Annotated in this window: 16 protein-coding genes; all 16 read left to right on the top strand. The window is 64.0% G+C overall.

Translation table 11 applies throughout. The annotated features are described in order from the left end of the window. The first annotated feature begins 12 nt into the window (after window positions 1–12). The 16 genes from IDH44_RS14030 to IDH44_RS13955 all read left to right on the top strand — a co-directional run bounded on the left by IDH44_RS14030 (window position 13) and on the right by IDH44_RS13955 (window position 22,587). Window positions 13–888, top strand: coding sequence for a carbohydrate ABC transporter permease (locus IDH44_RS14030; RefSeq protein ID WP_190918639.1), 876 nt, complete (start codon window positions 13–15; stop codon window positions 886–888). Window positions 889–947: 59 nt separating this feature from the next. Then, a complete protein-coding gene (locus IDH44_RS14025) occupies window positions 948–2,486 on the top strand; it encodes an extracellular solute-binding protein (RefSeq protein WP_190918637.1) in 1,539 nt (512 codons plus the stop codon). Then, complete coding sequence (locus IDH44_RS14020) at window positions 2,449–3,549, top strand: amidohydrolase family protein (RefSeq protein ID WP_190918635.1); 1,101 nt, start codon at window positions 2,449–2,451, stop codon at window positions 3,547–3,549. Before IDH44_RS14025 ends, IDH44_RS14020 begins: the two co-directional genes overlap by 38 nt. Before the next feature lie 16 nt (window positions 3,550–3,565). Then, window positions 3,566–3,922: a Rieske (2Fe-2S) protein gene (locus IDH44_RS14015; RefSeq protein ID WP_190918633.1), complete on the top strand. Its 357-nt coding sequence runs from the start codon at window positions 3,566–3,568 to the stop codon at window positions 3,920–3,922. A gap of 26 nt (window positions 3,923–3,948) precedes the next feature. Further along, a complete protein-coding gene (locus IDH44_RS14010) occupies window positions 3,949–4,737 on the top strand; it encodes a fumarylacetoacetate hydrolase family protein (RefSeq protein WP_190918631.1) in 789 nt (262 codons plus the stop codon). Beyond that, window positions 4,734–5,786, top strand: coding sequence for an Ldh family oxidoreductase (locus IDH44_RS14005; RefSeq protein ID WP_190918629.1), 1,053 nt, complete (start codon window positions 4,734–4,736; stop codon window positions 5,784–5,786). The genes IDH44_RS14010 and IDH44_RS14005 overlap by 4 nt, the downstream gene beginning before the upstream one ends. A gap of 57 nt (window positions 5,787–5,843) precedes the next feature. After that, the gene (locus tag IDH44_RS14000) at window positions 5,844–6,914 is read left to right on the top strand and encodes a Gfo/Idh/MocA family protein (RefSeq protein ID WP_223869673.1); all 1,071 of its coding nucleotides are present in this window, start codon (window positions 5,844–5,846) and stop codon (window positions 6,912–6,914) included. Then, window positions 6,911–7,663, top strand: a complete 753-nt coding sequence (locus tag IDH44_RS13995) for an SDR family NAD(P)-dependent oxidoreductase (RefSeq protein WP_190918625.1) — start codon at window positions 6,911–6,913, stop codon at window positions 7,661–7,663. Before IDH44_RS14000 ends, IDH44_RS13995 begins: the two co-directional genes overlap by 4 nt. Window positions 7,664–7,705: 42 nt before the next feature. Continuing rightward, window positions 7,706–8,689 (top strand): NAD(P)H-quinone oxidoreductase, encoded by a 984-nt coding sequence (locus IDH44_RS13990; RefSeq protein ID WP_190918623.1) that lies wholly within the window; start codon window positions 7,706–7,708, stop codon window positions 8,687–8,689. 313 nt (window positions 8,690–9,002) lie between these two features. After that, entirely contained in the window at window positions 9,003–10,505 is a 1,503-nt protein-coding gene (locus IDH44_RS13985) for a malate:quinone oxidoreductase (RefSeq protein ID WP_190918621.1), read from the top strand. 474 nt (window positions 10,506–10,979) lie between these two features. Continuing rightward, complete coding sequence (locus IDH44_RS13980) at window positions 10,980–15,596, top strand: heparinase II/III family protein (RefSeq protein ID WP_190918619.1); 4,617 nt, start codon at window positions 10,980–10,982, stop codon at window positions 15,594–15,596. A gap of 126 nt (window positions 15,597–15,722) precedes the next feature. Beyond that, window positions 15,723–16,628, top strand: a complete 906-nt coding sequence (locus IDH44_RS13975) for a carbohydrate ABC transporter permease (RefSeq protein WP_190918617.1) — start codon at window positions 15,723–15,725, stop codon at window positions 16,626–16,628. A gap of 39 nt (window positions 16,629–16,667) precedes the next feature. Further along, a complete protein-coding gene (locus tag IDH44_RS13970) occupies window positions 16,668–17,528 on the top strand; it encodes a carbohydrate ABC transporter permease (RefSeq protein ID WP_190918615.1) in 861 nt (286 codons plus the stop codon). A gap of 77 nt (window positions 17,529–17,605) precedes the next feature. Continuing rightward, entirely contained in the window at window positions 17,606–19,012 is a 1,407-nt protein-coding gene (locus IDH44_RS13965) for an ABC transporter substrate-binding protein (RefSeq protein ID WP_190918613.1), read from the top strand. Between the two features lie 127 nt (window positions 19,013–19,139). Further along, window positions 19,140–20,921, top strand: coding sequence for a cache domain-containing sensor histidine kinase (locus IDH44_RS13960; RefSeq protein WP_190918611.1), 1,782 nt, complete (start codon window positions 19,140–19,142; stop codon window positions 20,919–20,921). A 4-nt stretch (window positions 20,922–20,925) separates the two neighbouring features. Further along, window positions 20,926–22,587, top strand: coding sequence for a response regulator (locus IDH44_RS13955; protein WP_190918609.1), 1,662 nt, complete (start codon window positions 20,926–20,928; stop codon window positions 22,585–22,587). Window positions 22,588–22,666 lie beyond the last annotated feature (79 nt).

Genomic DNA, 22,666 nt, shown 5'->3' with positions numbered 1-22,666 from the left:
AGGAGGTCCACTATGCACCTATCCAAAGGCGGCTATTGGGGGCAAGCGGCGCTGTGCGTCCTGCTGTCGCTCATCACGCTCACGACGTTATACCCGTTCTGGCACGTGCTGATGTATTCGTTCAGCGATCCGAAGCAGGCGATGGGCGGGGGGCTGTTCCTTCTCCCGAAGGGCTTCTCGCTGGACTCCTACCGGCTGCTGTTCGTCAATTCCTCGATCGTGCAGGCGTACGGCAATTCGCTGTTCCGGCTACTGGTCGGCACGCTGGTGAACGTGGTGCTGACCGCGATGCTGGCGTACCCGCTGTCGATCCGCAGGTATCTGTTCCGCACGCCGATTACGCTGCTGATCTTCTTCACCATGCTGTTCAGCGGCGGGATGATTCCGACCTACCTGCTCGTCAATTCGTTCGGACTGGTCAACTCCCTGTGGGCGCTCATCATCCCGCAGGCGATCAGCGCCTGGAACTTCTTCATCATGAAAAACTACTTCCAGAGCATCCCGCCCGAGCTGGAGGAATCGGCCAATATCGACGGCGCTTCCCCGATGCGGACGCTGATCTGGATCATCATCCCGGTCTCGATGCCGGTCATCGCCGCGATCGCGCTGTTCTACGGCGTGCATCACTGGAATGCGTTTTTCGACGCGGTGCTCTACATTCACGATCAAGAGAAGCAGGTGCTGACCATCTTCCTCCGCTCGATGATGAGCTACAGCGCCGTCGAATCGACGCGGGCGATGGACAGCAGCGCCCAGATGGCGAATATCACCGAGGAATCGGTCAGGATGGGGGCGATCGTGGCGGCGGTCATCCCGATGCTGCTCATCTACCCGTTCCTGCAGAAGTATTACGTCAAGGGGGTGTTGATCGGCTCGGTGAAGGGCTGAGGGATGGGCACAAGGCGGGGCGAAGAGACGGGTATTCGACAAAAGGAGGGCATGATCCATTGAGACGGTCGACATGGAGACAGACAGGCATATGGGCGGTCGCAATCGCGCTGGCGCTGCTGATGGCATGCAGCCAGGATACGACGGGCAATGGCAACACGGGTACGGCGGACGGCGGAAATGCGAATCCGGATCGCGGCAAGCAGCCGGCGGCTGCGGAGGAGGCGCCGGTCGTGACGGCGCTGATGGGGCGCGGCACCGACTTTCCGGAGGAGAATCCGGTGCTGGATGAGATTCGCAAGCGCTCCGGCATCCATCTGGAGGTGCAGACGGTGCTGTTCTCCGAAGAGCAGACGCGGCTTAATACGCTGCTCGTATCCGGCCAGGCGCCCGACTTCTTCAATGTGAACAAGCAGAAGCTCAAGGAGCTCGCGGAGAACGACGTCATCATGCCCCTGAACGACCTGCTGGAGACGCACGGGCAAGAGGTGCTGGCGGACAAGGGCGACCATCTGGAAGGGCCGGCGTATATCGACGGCAACATCTACGGCATTCCCCGCGCGACGGGCAACAGTGCGGTGCTCGCCATCCGTCAGGATTGGCTGGATACCCTGGGGCTGGAAGTCCCGACCACGCTGGAGGGGTACGAGGAGGTGCTGCGCGCCTTCACCTACGACGACCCGGACGGCAACGGCGAGGACGACACGATCGGCCTCGGGCTCGGCATCCTGTACACCGAGGCGTGGTCCCACATCTTCGGCGCCTTCGGCGTCCCCCAGTACCGCTATGTCATGGAGGGCGAGCAGATCGTGCCGTGGATGCTGGCGCCGGGCTACCTCGATGCGGTCAAGTATCTGAACAAGCTGTATCACGAAGGGCTGATCGAGACCGAATTCGCGACCATCCCGCGTCTCCAACTGGTCGAGAAGCTCTGGAACGGCAAAGCCGGCGCCTGGCAGGCCGGCGCCGAGGGCATCTCCACGAACTGGGTGACGCGGTACGTGGAAGACCCGAAGCCGAAGTTCGTCTATACGGCCATCAAGGGGCCGGACGGCCAAGGCGGCTCCCTGAAGACGCATCCCGAGGACAGCGGGAACTATACGGTCATCAATAAGAAGGCGAAAAACCCGGAAGCGGTCATGGACGTGCTCAATTATCTCTCCAGCCGCGAGGGCGATACGCTGACCTACTACGGCATCGAGGGCGTGCACTACCGCCTCGCGGACGGACAGCTCGCGCCGATCCCGCCGTATGACGACGCAGTAGCGCTGCGCAACGAGGGCGGCTTCATGTATACGGAGCTCATCAATCGGCAGGATGCGCTGAAGCTCGAGCTGTATACCGAGGAGACGAAGCACGGCAACGAGGTGGCGCGGACGCATACGATCGACGAGGTGTACCTGTACGAGCTGCCGCAGGTGCAGATCGACAAGGGGACGATGCTCAGCGACATGGAGGCCGAATTCCGGGCCAAGGCGATGATGGGCGAGCGCGCCGGTATTGATGCGCTGTACGCCAAGTTCAAGGAAAACTTCTTAAGGGAAGGCGGGAGCAAGTGGATTGAACAGGCAACCGAAATCTACCGTAACCAGCAGTGACGACAAGAAGCCCAGGCGCAGCAGACCGGCCGTGATCGATATGGATATCCATCACGAGATTCGCGGGCTAGGCGATCTGCTGCCGTACCTGCCGGAGCAATGGAAGCGATACATCTCCGATTACGGCTGGGTACCGGAGCGGCCGATCCCATTCAACCAGATTCGCAAGGATACGAAGTACCGCATGGATGCCCGGCCCGAGGACGGCGCGACCCCCGGCTCGGACTACGAGCTGCTGAAGCGGCAGCTGCTGGATGAGCATCATGTCGAATACGGGATGCTCACCGGCTGGTTCTACGAGGCGACCGTATGCAAGGGCTGGTACGAATTCGCCGCCGCCAGAGCGTCGGCCTACAACGATTACACCGCCGAGCATTGGCTGGATCGGGACCCGAGATTACTCGGGTCCATCACGATCCCGCGCGAGCCGGCAGCGGCGGTGCGCGAGATCGATCGGATGGCGGCGCATCCGCAGATGAAGCAGGTGATGCTGCCGATCGCGGACTTCGCCTGGGGGGATCCGTATTACCATCCGATCTTCGAGGCCGCGCATCGGCACGGGCTGCCGATCGCGATGCATCTGTCGGCGATTATCACCGCGCAGGGCGGCGACTTCCTGCGCTACTACGTCGCGTGGCGGTCCGTGCATCCGCAGGCGTACATGACGCAGACGATCAGCCTCATCACCAACGGCGTGTTCGACAAGTATCCGGACCTCCAGGTATCGCTGGTGGAGGGCGGCTTCGAATGGGTGCCGTTCATGATGCACCGGATGGACTCGGCGTACAAGGCGCTGCGGCAGGAGACACCATGGGTGAAGCGGATGCCGAGCGCTTACTTTCGCGACAATATGCGGTTCACGACCCAGCCGTGGGACGATCTGTCGGGCGAGCAGTTCATGCATATCATCGGTCTGATGGAGTCGGACGAGATGCTGATGTACGCCTCGGATTATCCGCATTGGGACTTCGACCCGGCGGCGCGGACGCTGCCGCCGGGCATCCCGGAGACGCTGAGGCGCAAGATTCTGTACGACAATGCGCGGTCGTACCTGCGGCTGTGACGCGGGAAGGAAGGCTATGAAAATACGAGTATGCAGCTATGCGGAATTGGAAGCGGAGGGCAAGCGCGCGGTCGTGGCGGACCGCAAGGCGGTCGTCATCGTCCGTGCGCGGGACGGCCGGGTGTATGCGCTGCGGGACGTGTGCCCGCACAAGGGCCCATGCCTCTCGGCCGGCATGATTGACCGGGGCTGTGCCGGGGAGCGGGTCGGCGTGTACGTCTACGAGCCGGAGGTGGAGGTGCTGCGCTGCCCGTGGCACAGCTGGGAATTCGACATCCGCACCGGCCGGTCGCTGTTCGCCCCCGAGCGGGTCAAGGTCAAGACCTACCCGGTCACGGTCGAGGATGGCGACATCTATGTGGAGGTCCAGTAACGCGTGGGATTAAGGAGGGGGACAAGATGAAGTATATGCGCTACCGGCTGGATGGCCGGGTGGCCTATGGCGTCCTGGACGGCGAAGCGGTGCATCCGGTCGAGGGCTCGATCTTCGGGCCGCACGAGGTGTCGCCGCAGACGATCCCGCTGGCGGGCGTGGAGCTGCTGGCGCCGGTCGCGCCGGGCAAGATGATTGCCATCGGCCTGAATTACAAGCAGCATGCCGCCGAGGTCGGCAAGCCGCTGCCGGAGGAGCCGCTGCTCTTCCTCGTCTCGCCGACGGCGGTCATCGGACCGGGCGAGACGATCGAGCTGCAGACGCCGGCGCACCGGATCGAGCACGAGGGCGAGCTGGCTGTCGTGATCGGCAAGCGGGCGTACCGGGTGGACGAGGCGGAGGCGCTGGACTACGTCTGCGGGTACACCTGCTGCAATGACGTGTCGGATCGCGTGCTGCAACGGCGCGACGGCCAGTTCGCACGGGCCAAGTCCTACCCGACGTACAAGCCGCTCGGTCCGGTCATCGCGACCGGTCTGCAGCCGGATCGGACGAGGGTGCGCGTGCGCGTGGGCGGCGAGCTGCGGCAGGACGGGGCGACGAGCGACATGATCTGCGGCGTCGCCGGGCTGATCGCCTTCGTCTCGCGGGTGATGCCGCTGGAGCCGGGCGACGTGCTCCTGACGGGCACGCCGTCCGGCGTGGCGCCGCTCGTCGCGGGCGATACGGTCGAGGTGGAGATCGACGGCATCGGTGTGCTGGCCAATCCGGTCGCGGCCGCTGCCGCGGGCGGCGTGCCGGGCGGTGCGGCATGACGTACCGGGCGGAGACGCTGACCGCTTTTGGACAGCGCGCTCTGGCGGCCGTCGGCGTGCCGTCCGGGGAGGCGCTGACGATCGCGGAGACGATGGTGGAGGCGGACAGCCGAGGCATCCACAGTCACGGCTTGATGCGTCTGCCGATCTACGTCCGCCGCCTGCAGCGCGACCTGATCCGCCGGGTGGCGCGGATCGAGGTCAGGGAGGGCGGCGGCGACGCAGCCGTCGCCGTCATCGACGGGCACGGGTCGGCCGGCCAGCTCGTCGCGACGCGGGCGATGGCGCTGGCGATCGAGCTGGCCGAGCGTCACGGCATCGGCGCGGTGCTGGCGACGCGCAGCAATCACTTCGGCATCGCCGGGCGCTACGCGCAGATGGCCGCGCAGCGCCATATGATCGGCCTTGCGCTGAGCAATACGGCGCCGCTGATGCCGCCGGTCGGCGGCGCGGAGAAGGTGCTGGGCAACAATCCGCTCGCGATTGCGGCGCCGTCGGGCGGGCCGTATCCGCTGCTGCTCGACATGGCGATGAGCGGCGCCGCGCTCGGCAAGATTCTGTATGCCGAGGCCCAGGGCCAGCCGATCCCCGAGGGCTGGGGCGCGGACCGCGACGGCCGGCCGACGACCGATCCGGGCGAGGTCGCCCGCGGCGGCTTCATCCTGCCGGTCGGCGGGCCGAAGGGCTTCGGCCTGGCACTGATGATCGAGCTGCTGACCGGCGTGCTGGCCGGCGGCCAGTTCGCCAAACGCATCCCGTCGATGTACAATCTGGAGCAGGGGCAAGAAATCAGCCACTGGATGCTGGCTATCGACGCAGCGCGCTTCGGCGACGCGGAGCAGTTCGTGCGGCATGCGGCACAGCTGGCGGAGGATGTGAAGCACGCGCGCAAGGCGGACGGCGTGCTGGAGCTCTATCTGCCCGGCGAGCCGGAATTCCGGCTCGCCGCCGAGCGGCTGGCGCATGGCATCCCGCTGGATGCGCAGGTCGCGGCCGAGCTGGATGCGCTGGCGGCCGAGCTGGGCGTGCCGCTCCTGAGCGCCGAATAAGGCAAGGGTGCGTTCACAGTTACGATAGCGAAGGTTCAAGACAAGGGGGGGATGACATTGACCGGAGGAACACGCATCAAGATCGCGCAGATCGGCATCGGGCATAATCATGCCTCGGAGCGTATGAATACGCTGCGCAAGCTGGACGATGTATTCGAGGTGGTCGGCGTCGTGGAGGACGACCCGCGCTGGCGGGCGGAGCGCGGTCATCTGGAGGCTTACGCGGGTCTGCGCTGGCTGACGGAGGAGGAGCTGCTGCGCATACCGGGTCTGCAGGCGGTGGCCGTCGAGACCGACGGCCACGAGCTGGTGCCGACGGCGCTGCGCTGCGTGCGGGCGGGCTTGCATGTCCATCTCGACAAGCCGGGCGGTGAGTCGCTGCCGCTATTCCGGGAGCTGCTCGACGAGGCGGCCGCACGCGGGCTGACCGTGCAGCTAGGCTACATGTACCGCAGCAATCCGGCGGTCGAATTTTGCTTCAAGGCGGTGCGCGAGGGCTGGCTAGGGGAGATCTTCGAGGTCCATGCCGTCATGAGCCGCTACGATGGGGACGAATACCGCAAGTGGCTGTCCGGCTTCCGGGGCGGGGCCTTCTACATCTTCGGCTGCCATATGATCGATCTCGTCGTCCGCATGCTGGGCCGGCCGGACCGCATCCTGCCGCTCTCGCGCCGCACGCGGCCCGAGACGGACAATCTGATCGACAGCGGCTTCGCCGTATTCGAGTATCCAAAGGCGATCGCCACGATCCGGACTTCGGTGATCGAGGTGGAGGGGTATTCGCGCCGTCATCTCGTCGTATGCGGCGATCGCGGCACGATCGAGATTCGGCCGCTGGAGCCGCCGCAGCTGCGGCTGGCGCTTGACGAGCCGCGTCACGGCTACGAGGCGGGGTATCAGGACGTGGAGCTGCCGCAGACAGGCGGGCGCTACGATGCGCAGATGTACGAATTCGCGGCCATCGTGCGCGGCGAGCTCGACAATCCATACCCGCTGGAGCACGAGTGGCTCGTGCAGGAGTCGCTGCTGCGCGCCTGCGGCTATCCGGTCGACGAGCCGTCAGAGACGACCGAGACGACCGAGACGTCCGCCGTCGGTGGATCCGGGCTAGGGGAGGCGACGAGATGAAGCTGCGTGAGCATGTGGCCGTCATTACCGGCGGCGGCGGCGCGATCGGCCGCGCCGTGGCGCTGCGGCTGGCTGCCGAAGGGGCGGCGATTGCGGCATTCGACGTGCGGCTGGAGGAGGCGGAGGAGACCGCGCGAGCGGTGATAGACCGTGGGGGCCAGGCGGCTGCGTTCGCGCTCGACATCCGTGAGACGGCGCAGATCGAGCGGGCGATCGCGGCCGTCGAAGCGCGGTGGGGCCGAATCGATATCCTCGTCAATTCCGCAGGCGGCAGCGCGCGCGGGCAGAGCGCCGAGCTACTGCGCGCCGAGGAGGCGGTCATCGACCGTATCCTCGGGGTCAATCTGCACGGCGTCATCTACATGGCGCGGGCGGTGCTTGGCCCGATGACCCGCCGGCGGAGCGGACGGATCGTCAACATCGGCTCGATCGTCGGCATGCATGGCAAGGCTCGGCTGCTCGATTATGCGGCGGCCAAGGGCGGCGTCATCGCGCTGACCAAGACGCTGGCGATGGAGGTCGGCGAGCACGGCATTACCGTCAATTGCGTATCGCCCGGCATCGTGCCGCGCGACGGCGAGGGCCAGGACCCGGAGCGCGTGCGCAGGACGAACTTCCTCGGCCGGGTCGGCAAGGCGGAGGACATCGCCCATGCGGTGGCGTTCCTCGTCTCGGACGAGGCGGACTTCATCACCGGCCACAATCTCGTCGTCGACGGCGGTCGCAGCCTGGGATTGAAGGAGCATTAATGGTAAACGCTAGCTAAATCGGACCAGAAGGAGAGGCTGCATATGAGAGCGATACAGGTAGAAAAGGACACGCATCGGCTGCGTATCGGCGAGGCGCCGGACCCGGAGCCTGGACCGGGCGAACTGCTTGTCTCGATCAAGGCGACGGCGGTCAACCGCGCCGATCTGCTGCAGCGCATCGGCAAGTACCCGCCGCCGCCGGGGGCGTCCGACATCCTCGGCCTGGAGATGGCGGGCGTCGTGGAGCGCGCAGGCGAGGGAGCGGGGCCGTGGCGCCTTGGCGACCGCGTCTGCGCGCTGCTGCCGGGAGGCGGCTACGCCGAGCGCGCGGTCATCCCGGCGGGGATGGCGATCGCCATTCCCGAGCGGCTCGGCTTCGAGGAAGCGGCGGCGCTGCCGGAGGTCTTCCTGACCGCTTATCTGAATCTGTTCCGGCTCGGACGCCTGACGGCCGGCGAGCGCGTGCTGATCCACGCCGGCGCGAGCGGCGTCGGGACGGCGGCGATCCAGCTCGCGCGCGAGGCGGGCGCGGTGCCGATCGTCACGGCCGGCTCCGCGGCCAAGCTGGACGCCTGCGCCGCACTCGGTGCGGTATGCGGCATCAATTACAAGGAAGAGCGCTTCGCCGACCGCGTGCTGGCCTTCACGGACGGGCACGGCGCGGATGTCATCCTCGATCCCGTAGGCGCCGCCTACTGGGCGGACAATGATCGCTGCATCGCGACGGACGGCAGGTGGGTGATCATCGGCGGACTGGGGGGCTACCGGGTCGAGCAGCTCGATATCCGGGCGTTCATGGGCCGGCGCATCCAGCTGAACTTCTCTACGCTGCGCGCCTTGCCGCAGGCGGACAAGATCCGCTTGACGGAGCAGTTCGCCGGCTTCGCAGCCGCCCGGCTGGGAGACGGCCGGCTGCGGCCGGTCATCGATCGGGTCTTTGACTGGACCGAGGCGGAGCAGGCACATGCGGCGATGAAGGCGAATGCCAACATCGGCAAGCTGGTGCTGCGCGTGCAGCCGGACTGAGCCGGACTAAGCCGGGCGTGCCCGATCGGACAGGTCCGGCTGTGTCGACCCGCGTTCCGCATGGAGATGCCACAGATGCCACAGATGCCACAGATGCCACAGATGCCACAGATGCCACAGATGCCACAGATGCCACTTATTTACCCGCCCTTTTCATTCCGAACTACTTATCTTATAATAATAAGTATAGGGAATCTACAAATTTCGCGTCGCGTGTTGACCGGTGAGGTGGCGCCGTCTTGCTTTGACCTGTCCAGGGGTGCAGCGGGAGGGCGTATCGGCTTGTCAACCGGACGTGTAAGGACGGGTTGAAATGAGCAGCAAGCAAACAGATGTGATTCTGATTGGTGCGGGTATTATGAGTGCAACCTTGGGCGCGCTGTTGAAGGAGCTGGCGCCGGACTGGAAGATGACGGTCTTCGAGCGGCTGGGTACGCCCGGCGAAGAGAGCTCCAACGAGTGGAACAATGCCGGTACGGGACACGCCTCGCTGTGCGAGCTGAATTATACGACCGAAAAGCCTGACGGCTCGGTCGATATTAGCAAGGCCATCAAGGTCAACGAAGACTACCAGGTGTCCAAGCAATTTTGGGCCCATCTGGTCAACAGCAAGCTGATTCGCAATCCGCAGGACTTTGTCATGGCGCTGCCGCATATGAGCATGGTCACGGGACAAAAAAACGTCGATTTTTTGAGACGGCGCCAAGAGGCGATGGCGGCAAACCCGCTGTTCCAGGGCATGGAATTCGCCGACGACCCGGCGACGCTCAAGAAATGGATGCCGTTGATCATGAAGGATCGCACGTCAAGCGAGCCGATTGCGGCGACGCGGATCGCGGCTGGCACCGATGTGAACTTTGGCGCTTTGACGCGCATGCTCTTCACCCATCTGAAGAAGCAGAACGTCGAGCTGAACTTCAAGCATCAGGTGGACGACGTCAAGCGCACCGCGGACGGCCGCTGGGAGGTCAAGGTCCGCGATCTGAACAGCGGCCAGACCGAGCGCCACACGGCCAAGTTCGTCTTCATCGGCGGCGGCGGCGGCAGTCTGCATTTGCTGCAGAAGTCGGGCATTCCCGAGAGCAAGGGGATCGGGGGCTTCCCGGTCAGCGGTATCTTTATGGTGTGCCAAAAGCCCGAAATTGTTGCGCAGCATCACGCAAAAGTATACGGCAAGGCGCCGAGCGGCGCGCCGCCGATGTCGGTCCCGCATCTGGACAAACGCTTTATCGGGGAGAAGGAAATGCTGTTTTTCGGCCCGTTCGCGGGCTTCTCGCCGAAGTTCCTGAAGCAGGGCTCGATGTTCGATCTGATCACGTCTGTCAAGCCGGGCAATAACCTGACGACGATGATCGCCTCGGGGCTGAACAATCTGGGTCTCACCAAGTACCTGATCCAGCAGGTCATGCTGTCCAAGGAGCAGCGCATGGAGGCGCTGCGCGAATTCGTGCCGGACGCGAAGAACGAGGACTGGGAGCTGGTCGTCGCCGGCCAGCGCGTGCAGGTGATCAAGGATACGCCTTCGGGCAAAGGCACGCTGCAATTCGGCACCGAGGTGATCAGCGCGGCGGACGGCTCGATCGCGGCGCTGCTCGGCGCCTCGCCGGGCGCCTCGACGGCGGTGTCGGTCATGCTGGAGATCCTGCGCAGATGCTTCCCGGAGCAGCTCCCGTCCTGGGAGCCGAAGCTCCAGGAGATGATTCCGTCCTACGGGCTCAAGCTGGTCGAGCATCCCGAGCTGATCCGGCAAATTCACGCCACCACCGACCGCGCGCTCGGTCTGGCCGCCGCCGGTAAGTTGCATTCGGTGATGTAGAAAGCGATACGCGCATACGGAAAAAACCTTCGTCCCGATTTTGGGGCGAAGGTTTTTTCGAATAGATAGGACTTCTTGGAATGAAACGGACAGGCGATTCGTCCAAGCTGGGCCGTGGAAGACGACGGCTTGCCCGTTTCGCCTTGTGTGCCAGCCGCGAGGTTACGGCGTTCTAACGGACACCTGAGACGCTTAGCGCACCCATCAGGAGGAATTACACGACGTAGGAGCTTCTAAGCGTCGCTGATGTCCATTAGAGCTGGCGGCACGGCCAATTGAGCTTCTAAGGACCTCCTGTGTCCGTTAGGGCTACTTTTTTGGCGGTTTATCCGAATGCAAGCCACCATTGTCCGAATGAAGCCGCATTTACAGCGCCGGAAGCGGTCGATATCATAAGCACGAAAGGAGGACAGATTGACAGAATATGAAAGCGTTATCCTGAAAATTCGCAATTTGAAAAGGATGGTGGAACAGATGATGGAAGAACAGATCGTGGATTGGAAGGTCGGTTGGCGATATACGGTCACGGTCGCGCTGTGTGCCGCGCTGCTGCTCACCGGGGCGGGCGATTGGCTGGGGGCGGGAGCGCAGAGCCCGGTCGCGCATGCGCTGGATGCGGACGGGCATTTGACGGACGCCGAGCTATTCGGCGCCTGGGAGGAGACGAGCGCGACATGGACGACGGTCGGCAAGCTGAATTACGGCTACAGCCCCGAGCTGGCCCCCGTAGAGGCGGCTGTGAAGCTGGGCGATTATGCGCTCGCCAAGCAGCGGCTGTTGGCTTATTACGAGACGCGTGAAGGGTTCACGGCGTTCCCGCTGATCGCACACGGGACGTTCCAAGCCGAGCTGATCGCGGACAATATCCTCTGGCGCGCCGGAGGCACGGCCACGCCCGAGGCGGTCTTCGCCATCGGCGAGACGGCGGCGACCCACGCGATTGACGTCACGGCGCACGTGCAGTCTGCGGCGCAGGGCAGTCAGAGCGAGGTCAGCTACCTGCTCATGGGCCGGTACAAGGACGACGACGCGATGGCCGAATTCGCCAGCTCCGAAGCATCGGCGCACGCCCCCGAGCTGGTGCTGACCGCAGGGGGGCAAGCGGTGACGGTCGGCGCCTCGCAGGACACCTACGTGCATGCCGGCGCTGCCGGACAGACGCATGGCGCGGACACATCCTTGTACGTTCAGGATAGCGGCATTGCGGCAAATGCCGCGCTCGATACGCAGTCGCGCCGCGCCTATCTGACCTTCCCGCTGCCGAGCGCATTGCCCGGGCCGATCACAGCGGCGGAGCTGCGTCTGCACGGCCAGGCGTCGGCGGGCAGCGGCGGGATGGAGATCCTGCTGGTGAAGAACGGCTACGGTTACGATGAGTCGACGCTTACGTGGAACAATGCCAGCGCCGATATTTTCTCGTACAACGGCTTGCCCGGCGGACCGGACTGGACGAACCCGCAAGGTGCGCAAAACGAATACATGTGGACGACGACGCGCTTCCAGTTCTTCGGCGAGCTGGTCGGCGCGTACGCGGCGACGGGCGACGAGCATTATGCCGAGCAGACGGTGCGACTCATGACCGACTTCATGGATGAGCCGAGCGCGTATCTGGCGCCGCACACGAGTCAGCACAAGCGCAGCATCGACGTCTCGTTCCGGCCGTACCTCGTGCCGCGCATGCTGGAGCATCTGTACGGTTCGCCGCATCTGACGGCGGAGGCGATGACCATCGTGGTCAAAAACATGTGGCAGACGCTCGATTGGCTGAACAATGCGCCGGAGGCGCAGGGCGGGAACAACTGGTCGTTGATCGAGGCCAAGGGCATCTACGCCGGCGCGTTGTATTTCCCCGAATTCTCCGATGCCGCAGGCTGGGCGGATACGCAGCAGACGCGCATCGACAAGCAGATGGCGCGGCTCGTCTTCCTGGACGGCGGCTATTCGGAGGCCACTTACAATTATTCGCTGGTGGCGCTGCAGGTATTCTGGGACTTCCGCCGACTGGCCGATCTGTACGGGGACGAGATGACGCCGACCTTCAACAACACGATCCACAAGCTGGCGCGCTATATGATGGACTTCACGCTACCCAATGGGTACAGTCCGGTATACGGCGACGGCGGCTATGCCCGCTCGCTCGATACCTATCTGCAGATCGCCGACGCCTTCGGCGATGAGGAGCTGGAATACGTCGCCAGCCTGGGCGTCTCCGGCACCGCGCCGGAGCATACCAGCAGCTACTATCCGGACACGAAGCAGGTCACGATGCGCACCGGCTGGGAGGAGGAGGACCGCTACCTGCTGTTCACAAACAGCGCGGGTCCGCACGGCCATATGGATCAGAATGCATTGATTGCCTACGCAGACGGCAAGGTGCTGCTCACCGATACCGGAGTCAACGATTATCTGTCCGCCAATCCGATCTCCAGCTGGCAATTCGACAACGTCGAATCGCACAACACGATTCGCATCGACGGGCTGCCGATGCACAAGTATCACAATCTGTCCGCGCAGAATACGGATACGATGGCCTACCGCTCGCAGGGCGCGGCCTTCGATTATAGCGAGGGGACGACGTACGCGACGGCCGGCTTCGCCCATACGCGCTCGGTCCTGTTCGTCAAGCCGAATTATTGGATCGTCTCCGATCTGGTGGAGAGCACGATGCCGTCTGCGGCTGCGCATACGTACGAGCAGAATTGGCACCTGTTGCCCGGCGCCGTGCCGACCATGGCCAGCGGGACGCTGAAGACGGCCACGCATGTCCCCGGCGAGCCGAATCTGCAGATCGTGCCGGCGCATCCGGGGAGCTACGACGAGGCTGAGCTGAAGGACGGCTGGTACGGCACGACCGCCTCGGCCAATGCGCGCTTCGCGCAATATACGAAGCAGTCCGCCGGACCGGTCACCTTCGATACGGTGCTCTATCCGACCTCGGCGGGCGAGAGCCGCGACATCGCGACGGCGAGTCTCGCTGTCGCGCCGGCCTCGCCGCTGGTCTCTGCGCTGGAGATCGACCTGGACGACGGGGGCCGGACGGCGCAGTACTACCGTTCGCACGAGCCGACTGCTGCCGGCGAGCGGACCTTCGGCGCGTATGCCTTCGACGGCCGACTCGCCTACGTGGAGCGCGCGGCGACGGGCGAGCCGGTCGCGCTCTCGCTCGTCGGCGGCACGGCGCTCCGGCAGGACGGCGCGGCCATCGTGGCGTCGCCGCACCGGATCGCCGATCTCGGCGTGCGCTGGGCCGGCGCGACAGTGGAGCTATATGGCGCGGAGCTGGCCGCCGACACGGACCCGAGCCGGGCGATCGCGATCTATGCGCCGGGCACTACCGGCGTAGAGCTCAACGGCGAGCCCGTCAGCTTCACTGCTGTCGGAGACTACATCTACGCCGCGCGTGCCGCAGTGGTCGAATACGACTACGCGCGTGAATTCAGTGCGACCTCCAGTGTGTACGGCTGGCAGTACACGTCGGCCGACGAGCCGCCGCAGCCGCTGGAGTGGCAGGAGGCGGGCAGCGGCGGTTTCCAATTTGGCACAGACGAATTCGACACCCTTGACATGAAGGGGCACTGGCAGCATATCCTGCATCAAGATCGTCCGTACTGGTCGGTGACCGAGGCGCCGGGGAAGCTGCGCATCACGGCGCAGCCGGGCGATCTGTGGGCGGGCAACAACAATCAGAAGAATCTGATGCTGCAGACGCCGTTCTTTCCCGACTACCGGATCGAGACGAAGCTTAGCTTCGACGCGACGCACAACTACCAGGCAGCCGGATTGCTGCTGTATACCGATGATGACAATTACATCAAGCTCGAGCGCGCATACCATTCCGGGCTGGGCGGCCCGGTCATCCGGCTCGTGCGTGAATTCCAGACCGCGCCGGATGCGTTCTACCGCTCGAACGATCCGCATACGGACGATCCGTATGCCGGCGACGATCTGTATCTGCGTCTGACGAAGCGGGGACTCGATCTGCGCGCCGAGTATAGCGGCGACGGCGTGACGTGGACGCGGCTCGGCGACGATCTGCGCATCCCGGCGGACACGATGAAGATCGGGCTGCACGCGATGAATACCGAATACGGCAACGGGGTCGTGCGTCAGGCCGAATTCGATTATTTCCGCGTGACGCAGCTGTTGCCGGATCGCTGGGTGCGCGCCGGCAATGCCGCCTCGAGCCCGATCGCGACATCGGACTATATCATCCCGGGCACGAGCCACGACGCCGTACAGCGCTGGGTGGCACCGGCGGACGGCACGGTGCAGATCGCGGCGACCGTCGCCAGCCACAATGCCTACACCGGCGGCGACGGCTTCCAGGTGAAGGTCACGAAGAATGGCGCCAATATTTGGCCGCAGAGCGGCTATCGAGAGGTCGACCGATCCGATATGACGGGCTACGCGATTGGCGAGCTCGTGCCGGTCGAGCAGGGCGATGTGCTCGCCTTCGTGACCAATCGGGTCGCGAATGCGCAATACGATACGGCCAGGTGGACGCTGCGCCTCACGATGCTGCCGGGCGTCACGGCCGATGTGAGCCGCTACGACGGGAGCGACGCGGGCTGGACGCCGCGCACGGGGAGCCGCTGGACGGCGGGGCCGGACGGCATGTACGCATTGACTGCGAGCGGCTATGCTCCGCAGAGCGGCGATCGGCCGGGCGAGTATGCGCTGCGCGATGGCGCGGACGCGCACCGCTTCCGGTTGAGCATGCAGGTGCGGCTGGACGACGAGCTGGCGTCGCACCCGCAGGCTAATGCGGTCGTGCTGTTCAATTATCAAGACAGCGGGCACTACTACTACGTCCGCCTCGACAATGACAGCCGGCAGGTGCGCTTGTACATGGTGGACGGAGGCGTCGCCACGGTGCTCGCCGATTCCGACGGCACGGACTGGGTGACCGACAACGACGCGCATACGCTCGCGATCGCGCGCGACGACGCGACGGGATCGATCATCGTCGCCTATGACGGCCGCACGATGCTGCGGGCATCCGACGACACGTTCAGCGGCGGGGCGTTCGGCATCGGCTCGATGGATGGCGCGGTGTCGTTTGACGATGTCGGCATTGCTGCTTGGGAATAGATAAGGCTGCAATCTGAATATACGCCACCCGAATCCGAATCGCGTCTCATTCCAATCGGAAGCGTTCTCATTTACGATGAAGACATCGATAGGCAGAGGGCTTCCGAAGGAGTGGGGGAAACAAAGATGAAAGTAAAGCTGAGGCGGGCCAGGGTGGCGGAGCTCGCATCCATCTATGCAATGATCGCGGCGCCGTACGCGCTGTTCGTCGCGTTCGTGCTCTATCCGCTGCTATGGATCTTGCGCTATTCCTTTTTCGACTACGACGGGATGCGGGCGACGTTCGTCGGCTTCGACAATTTCGCGGTGCTGCTGCGCGACGAGGTATGGTGGAAGGCAGTCTCCAATACGCTGATTCTGACCTTCGGCGGCATGGCGATCGGCATTCCGCTGTCGCTGCTGTTCGCGGTGCTGCTCAATCGCAGCCTGCGCGGACGCGTCTTCTTCCGGGCGGCGCTGTACTTCCCGGTGCTGATCAGCGCGGCGGTCGTCGGCGTCGTCTTTCGCATCATGCTCTCACCGGAGAATGGCATTCTCAATGAGCTGCTGCTCGCCTCCGGGCTCGCCGACGAGCCGATCTATGTGCTCGAATCGGCCGGAGCGGCGCTGACGACGCTCATCCTCATCGGCGTGTGGCAGGGCATGGGCTACAACATGACGCTCATGCTCGCCGGACTCCAGCGCATTCCGCACGAGCTGTACGAAGCGGCGACGATCGACGGCGCGGGCGAGCGGCAAAAGCTGTGGTCGATCACGATTCCGCAGCTCGGACCGATGCTGCAGATCATCATCATGCTCGGCGTGCTTAACGGCTTGAAGGAATTCGACCTCGTCAATGTGCTGACGCGCGGCCAGCCGAACCACGGCTCGGAGACGATGGTCACGTACATTTTCAATTATTTCTTCGAAATGGAGGGCTACCGCGCGCAGCAGGGGTATGCCGCCTCGGCGAGCGTCGTGGCCTTCCTCATCATCAGCCTCGTCGCGCTGCTGTACTTCAAGCTCAGCAAAAAACTGAGTGAGAACGAATAGCCTCACACGAACCATGAGGACGAATAGGAGGGGTTGTCCATGCTTGCTCATGCCCGCCTGAATCGGGCGATCATCCATGTGTTGCTGTATGTGCTGCTGTCGGCGACGACGCTCGTTGCGCTTTTTCCGGTCATCTACATCTTCCTTGCTTCGTTCAAGTCGAACCAGGAGCTGCTGGCCGGCGGCGTCGGTCTGCTGCCGCGGCAATTCACGCTGGCCAACTACGTCAATGCCTGGAAGGCGGCCAATTTCTCCCGGTACACGTTCAACAGCTTGTTCTTCACAGGCACCGTTACCGCCGTCACCGTATTGTTCTCGACGATGATGGGCTACTGCTTCCAGCGCAAGTCGTTCCCTGGCAAGCGGTTCATGCTCGGGACCTTCTACTTCTCCATGTTCGTCGCCGGGGCGGTGACGATCTATCCGGTCTTCATGCTGGTCGTCCAGGCCGAGCTGCACCGCACGCTGCTCGGCCTGATCCTGGCGACGCTAGGCGGCAGTTCCATCCTGACGACGCTGCTCGTCATCGGCTACCTCAAGGGTATCCCGAAGGAGCTCGACGAATCGGCCATCATCGACGGCTGCGGGGTCTTCGGCGTCTACGCCCGTATCCTGCTGCCGGTCATTACACCGGTGGTCGGCGTCGTCACGCTGATCACCTTCCAGGGCACGTGGAACAGCTACATGCTGCCGCTCGCCCTGACGCTGACCAGTCCGGACAATCGTCCGCTGTCGGTAGGCGTGACCTCGCTGGCATACGTATCGGGGCCGCAGGGCGGCATGCAATGGGACCTGCTGATCGCGGGCTCCTGCATGTCCATTATCCCGATCGCCGTGGTCTACCTGTGGGCCAACCGCTTTTTCATCAGCGGCATCACCGCGGGCGCGCTCAAGGGCTGATATGGGGCCGGACGGTCTGCACGCAGACCCTGGCTGTATATATACATTCCAAGTATCAACCGAGGAGGTAGCAAGACATGAGACAGATGCAAAAAAGGGGAGCCGGCGCGCTGGCAGCCGTGCTGCTGGCGACGGCGCTGGCTGGCTGCGCCGGCGGCAACAAGGCGACGACAGGCGGCGACAATGAGGAGCTGCAGCCGCCGCAGGCGCAAGCGGAACAGAAGACCAAGGTCACGCTATGGACGCATCAGAGCAATCTTAAGGATAAAATGACCGAGCTGATTACCGCGTACAACGATACCAACGAAGACGGTGTGGAGATCGAGCTCAACGTCGTCGCCGACAAGTACAACGACGTGCTCAGCCTGGCCTTCTCCACCAAGGAAGGGCCGGACATCTTCTCCATCACCGGGCCGTCCTCGACGCAGAAGGCGGCCGAGAACGGCTGGGTGCAGCCGCTGAACGATTATATGACGGACGACTTCAAGGCCCGCTTCCGCGACGGGGTATGGGTGGAGAACAATAACGTCATCGGCGATCAGATCTACACGCTGCCGGATCAGGCCTCGACGATGCGGCTGATGTACAACAAGGCGCTCTTTGAACAGGCCGGGCTCGATCCGGAGCAGCCGCCGCAGACGTTCGAGGAGCTGCGCGAGTTCGCGCAGCGAATCACGGAGGCGAGCGGCGGCGCGGCGGCCGGACTGGGTCTGCCGATGGGCGATGGTTACTACACCGATGTGATCCTGATGAATGGCATGGGCTACAATGCCATCGGCGTGAATCGCGGTTTCGACCATCGCCAGGGGCGCTTCGACTTCGAGCCGTACCGGCCGCTGCTGGAGCTGACGCGGCAGATCGAGCAGGACGGCAGCATGCTGAAGGGGGCGCTCTTGGTGAGCAGCGACCAGGGGCGGGCCAAGTTCGCGGAAGGCGAGATCGGCATCATCGGCGGGGCTTCCTGGGACCCGGGTATCTTTGCCTCCATGGACATCGGCTTCGACGTCGGCGTGGCGGCCTTCCCTACGATCGACGGCGAGCCGCGCGGCAAGTCGACGATCCAGATGGGCTCGGGCTACGCGATGTCGGCGTTCGCCGAGGACAAGGACAAGGCGTGGAAGGCGATGGAATATCTCTATTCGCCCGCATTCATGGGTGAGATCATGAAGACGGTCGGCGGCATTTCGCTGCTGAACGAGGTCGCCGAAGACCCCGCCTATCAGTCGGATGTGCCCCTTCTGGAGCATTATCAGATTGTGGAGGCAGACGGCGTATGGCCGCCGTTCCCGCCGGGGCTCAAGCTCCAGGGAGACACGATGCAGAGCGTATTCATGCAGGTGATCAACGGGCAGAAGGAGATTGACGCCGCGCTGTCGGACCTGACGAAGCGGTACAACGAGGCCTTCGAGCGGGGCATTAGCGAGGGCGCCTTCCGGCGCGAGGACTTTACCATCGCCGACTTCGATCCGTTGCAACTGCAATAGCGGGTTCCGATTACGCCGCCCCGTACCCGGTTCGTCGGCCTTGCGCCTCGGCACCGGGCGCGGGTGCGTTGCCCGCTGGCGGCGATGGGATTATAATGAGGTCAATCAGGCAAGGATGAGGTGAATTATGCCGCTTTACGCTCGGTTGTTGCTTTCGTTTTTGGTTGCGATTCTTGTGCCGGCGGCCCTCGTCGGCTTGTTTTCGTATCGGAAGGTCAGCGAGGCCATCGAAGAAGAGGTCAGCGGCTCCGTCAGGCAAACGATTGCCCAGGCGAACCGCAACTTGAGCTTGCGCTTCGCCCAAGGGGAGGAGCTGTCGACGATCGTGTACGTCAATTCGGACGTGCAGCGCATCTTGAGCCGCCAGACACCCGCGACATGGGCGCAGCTGCAGGATGACGTGCGCGAGCTGCGCGCTATCCTGAGCAATCTGACCGGATACCGGCAGTCGTATCGAATTCGGCTCTACTACCGCGATGTCGGCCAGTTCCCGGACAGCATGGACGTGGCGGAGCTGCAGGCGCTCTCGCTTCTGGATGAAGCGCCAGGGTATCGCGAGGCGATGCAGCGCGACGCCGGCATGCAGTGGAGCGCGGCTTCGATGCCGCCGGATGCCGGCGGCGAGCCGGAGGTGACGCTGTTTCGGCGGTTGCGCAGCATGGCCGACGAGCGCGAGCTGGGCGCGATTGCGGTGAGCTTGCCCGAACGCAGCATCTGGGAGGTCGTCGGCGATGTTCGGATCGGCAAGACCGGCTTTGTCTTCTTGATGGACGAGCGCGGGCGCATTGTTTCGCATCATAACAAGACCCTGCTTGGCCGCGACTACTCGGCCAAGCCCTACGCAGCCCGTATCATGGAGGGCGAAGGGGGCGATTTTCGCACGACGGTCGGCGGCCGGTCGCATCTGTTCGTGTACGAGACCATTGCGGGCACGCCTTGGAAGCTCGTAGGCTTCGTACCGACGGGGGAGCTGCGCGAGCGGATCGCCGGCATCAAGGTTGCGGCCATCATCAGCGCGCTGGTCGGCTTCGGGCTGGCGATTCTTTATTCTATCTACATTTCCGGCAGATTGGCCAGACGAATCGGCACGCTGACCAAGGCGATGCGACGTCTGGAGAGCGGGAATCTGGGCACCCAGCTGCGACTGGGAAGCGGGAGGACGGATGAGATCACGCAGCTGTACGGCCATTTCAACCGCATGTCGGCTGAGCTTCAGGCGCAGGTCGTGACGATCCACACGACCAACGAAAAAATGCGCGCCGCCGAATTGAAAGCGCTTCAACATCAAATCAATCCGCACTTCCTGTACAATACCCTGGACGCGATCAATTGGATGGCCGCCACGCGCTACAACGCGCGGGATATCAGCACGATGGTGACGGCGCTGGCTCAGCTGTTCCGGCTCAGTCTGAACAAGGCCAACGAGCTGACGACCGTGGCGCACGAGCTGGAGCATGTGCGCTGCTACGTCACGATTCAACAGGTCCGCTTCGACAGCGCATTCAAGCAGGAGGTCACGGTAGAGTCCGGTCTGGAGCGGGCACCGATGATCAAGCTGATCCTGCAGCCGCTCGTGGAAAATGCGATTCAGCACGGCTTCGCCGACCTGGACGAGCCCGGCCGCATCGCGATCGGCGTCCGTCGGCATGGCCATGAGCTGCGCATCGATGTCACGGACAACGGGACGGGCTGCGACGCCGCTCGGCTCAATGCGATGCTGGACGGGGCGGAGCCGTTCGCAGCGCAGGAGCGAGGCGGATACGGGCTGCACAATGTCAACGAGCGCATCAAGCTGTACGCCGGCAGCGCGTATGGTCTGCGCTTCTATAGCGGCGAGGGCGGCGGGACCTCGGGTACGCGCGTGCAGGTAAGGCTGCCGCTGTGGAACGAACGAGACGAGAGGAGTTAGCGACATGATCAAACTGCTGATTGCGGACGACGAGAAGATGATTCGGGAGGGCATCGCCGGCATCGTCGATTGGCGCGCGCACGGCATTGAGCTGGCCGGCGTGGCGGCGGACGGCCACCAGGCCCGGACACTGTTCGCCGCGTGCCGCCCGGATATCGTCGTCACGGATATTCGCATGCCCGGCTGCTCCGGTCTGGAGCTGGCACGCGGCATTCGCGCATCCGGCAGCACGGCGAAGGTCGTTATTCTGAGCGGGTACGAGGATTTCGACTATGCGCAGGAGGCGCTTCGGCTCGGCGCCGCCGACTATCTGCTCAAGCCGGTCATGCCGGACGAGCTGGTCGCCAAGGTGCTGGAGGCGCGCGATGCCTGCCGGGCGGAGCAGCGGCACGCCGAGGAGGCGGCGCGCTTGCGCGCGCAGCTGGGCGAGAGCATGCCGCTGCTGCGCGAGCGCTTCCTGCAGCAGGCGGCGGCCGGGCTCGCGCCGACAGGAGAGGAGCTGGCAGCGCGGCTCCGGTACCTGGGTCTCCCGCTGGCGGCCGATCAGCCCTGTCGCGCGTTGCTCGTCCAGCTCGAGCCGCCGGATCCGGCGTCCGAAGCCGAGCCGGAAGAGGAGCTGCAGCTGCGGCTGCTGCAAGCGGGACAGGTGCTGCAGCAGCGCGTCGACGGTCGCGGCGGTATTTTCCCCGGTCCGGATGTGTCCAGTATCGGCGTCGTGCTCGGACGCGAAGCGGCGGATGGGGGAGGAAGCGTCAGCCTTCGTGACGGAGAACACGATACCGGCATGGAGCGGGTCAAGCGGCTCGCGCATGAGTGGCAGGCGGCGCTGCAGCAGGCGTGCGGCCTCGGCTCTACCATCGGCATCGGGCTGGAATGCGGCAGTGTCGCGGAATTGCGCGATTCGTACATAAGCGCCGGAGAGGCGTGCAAATACAAGGCGTTCCTGGGCGGCGGGCATGTCCTGGCCTACAGCGAGCTCCAGGCTGGCCGACCGGCGCTGTCCGCGTATCCGGAGGAAGCGGAGCGCGAGCTGGTGCTCGCAGTCAAGCAAGGGGAGTCCGAGCGTCTGACGGAGCTGCTCGCGCGCTTCTATCGGCCCTCCGCTGCGCTGCTGGAGCCGGAGTATGCAGTGATGCAGGCGATGCGCCTGCTCAGCGCGATTGGCATGGAGCTGCTGACCCTGTCGGTGCGGGCTGCCGAGGTGCTGGGGCCGGATTATCAGGTCTGGGACCGTCTTCATCGCAGCGGCGGGGTGCTGCCCGATTTGCTGGCGGAGCTGGAAGCGCTGCTGGATCGCCTGGCGGCGGCAGTACGGGCGCGTCATACGAGGCGAGACAGTGATAATCGCACAGTGGCGCAGATGATCGCGTATTTGCAAGCCCATTACAACGAGCCGTTCCGTCTGGACAAGCTGTCCGAGCAGGTGTATCTGTCACCGAACTATGTCTGCAGCCTGTTCAAGGAGGAGACGGGGCGAAATATCAGCGAATATCTCATCGAGCTGCGGATCGAGCGGGCCAAGGCGCTGCTTGCCGATCCCGAGCTCAAGGTGTACGAGATCGCCCGCCGGGTCGGCTACACCGACAGCCGGTATTTCAACAAGCTGTTCAAGCGGCACACCGGCATGAACCTCTCGGATTACCGCAGAACCCCCCCATTTGCATAATCCTCGACCATTTCCCCATCCTTCTGTGCTAGTCCGGATTCGGTATAATGGAAGCAAGAATAGCCGGAAGCGAAGGGGG

The organism is Paenibacillus sabuli, from assembly GCF_014705605.1.
Classification (GTDB): domain Bacteria; phylum Bacillota; class Bacilli; order Paenibacillales; family Paenibacillaceae; genus Paenibacillus_D; species Paenibacillus_D sabuli.
Note: the sequence above shows the minus strand (reverse complement) of the source record. Positions and strands in the feature narration are given on the sequence as shown.

Bases quoted from the DNA above. Each gene is read 5' to 3' on its own strand.
- IDH44_RS14030 (WP_190918639.1), top strand. From the start codon at position 13: ATGCACCTATCCAAAGGCGGCTATTGGGGGCAAGCGGCGCTGTGCGTC.
- IDH44_RS14015 (WP_190918633.1), top strand. From the start codon at position 3,566: ATGAAAATACGAGTATGCAGCTATGCGGAATTGGAAGCGGAGGGCAAG.
- IDH44_RS14010 (WP_190918631.1), top strand. From the start codon at position 3,949: ATGAAGTATATGCGCTACCGGCTGGATGGCCGGGTGGCCTATGGCGTC.
- IDH44_RS14005 (WP_190918629.1), top strand. From the start codon at position 4,734: ATGACGTACCGGGCGGAGACGCTGACCGCTTTTGGACAGCGCGCTCTG.
- IDH44_RS13995 (WP_190918625.1), top strand. From the start codon at position 6,911: ATGAAGCTGCGTGAGCATGTGGCCGTCATTACCGGCGGCGGCGGCGCG.
- IDH44_RS13990 (WP_190918623.1), top strand. From the start codon at position 7,706: ATGAGAGCGATACAGGTAGAAAAGGACACGCATCGGCTGCGTATCGGC.
- IDH44_RS13985 (WP_190918621.1), top strand. From the start codon at position 9,003: ATGAGCAGCAAGCAAACAGATGTGATTCTGATTGGTGCGGGTATTATG.
- IDH44_RS13980 (WP_190918619.1), top strand. From the start codon at position 10,980: ATGATGGAAGAACAGATCGTGGATTGGAAGGTCGGTTGGCGATATACG.
- IDH44_RS13975 (WP_190918617.1), top strand. From the start codon at position 15,723: ATGAAAGTAAAGCTGAGGCGGGCCAGGGTGGCGGAGCTCGCATCCATC.
- IDH44_RS13970 (WP_190918615.1), top strand. From the start codon at position 16,668: ATGCTTGCTCATGCCCGCCTGAATCGGGCGATCATCCATGTGTTGCTG.
- IDH44_RS13965 (WP_190918613.1), top strand. From the start codon at position 17,606: ATGAGACAGATGCAAAAAAGGGGAGCCGGCGCGCTGGCAGCCGTGCTG.
- IDH44_RS13960 (WP_190918611.1), top strand. From the start codon at position 19,140: ATGCCGCTTTACGCTCGGTTGTTGCTTTCGTTTTTGGTTGCGATTCTT.
- IDH44_RS13955 (WP_190918609.1), top strand. From the start codon at position 20,926: ATGATCAAACTGCTGATTGCGGACGACGAGAAGATGATTCGGGAGGGC.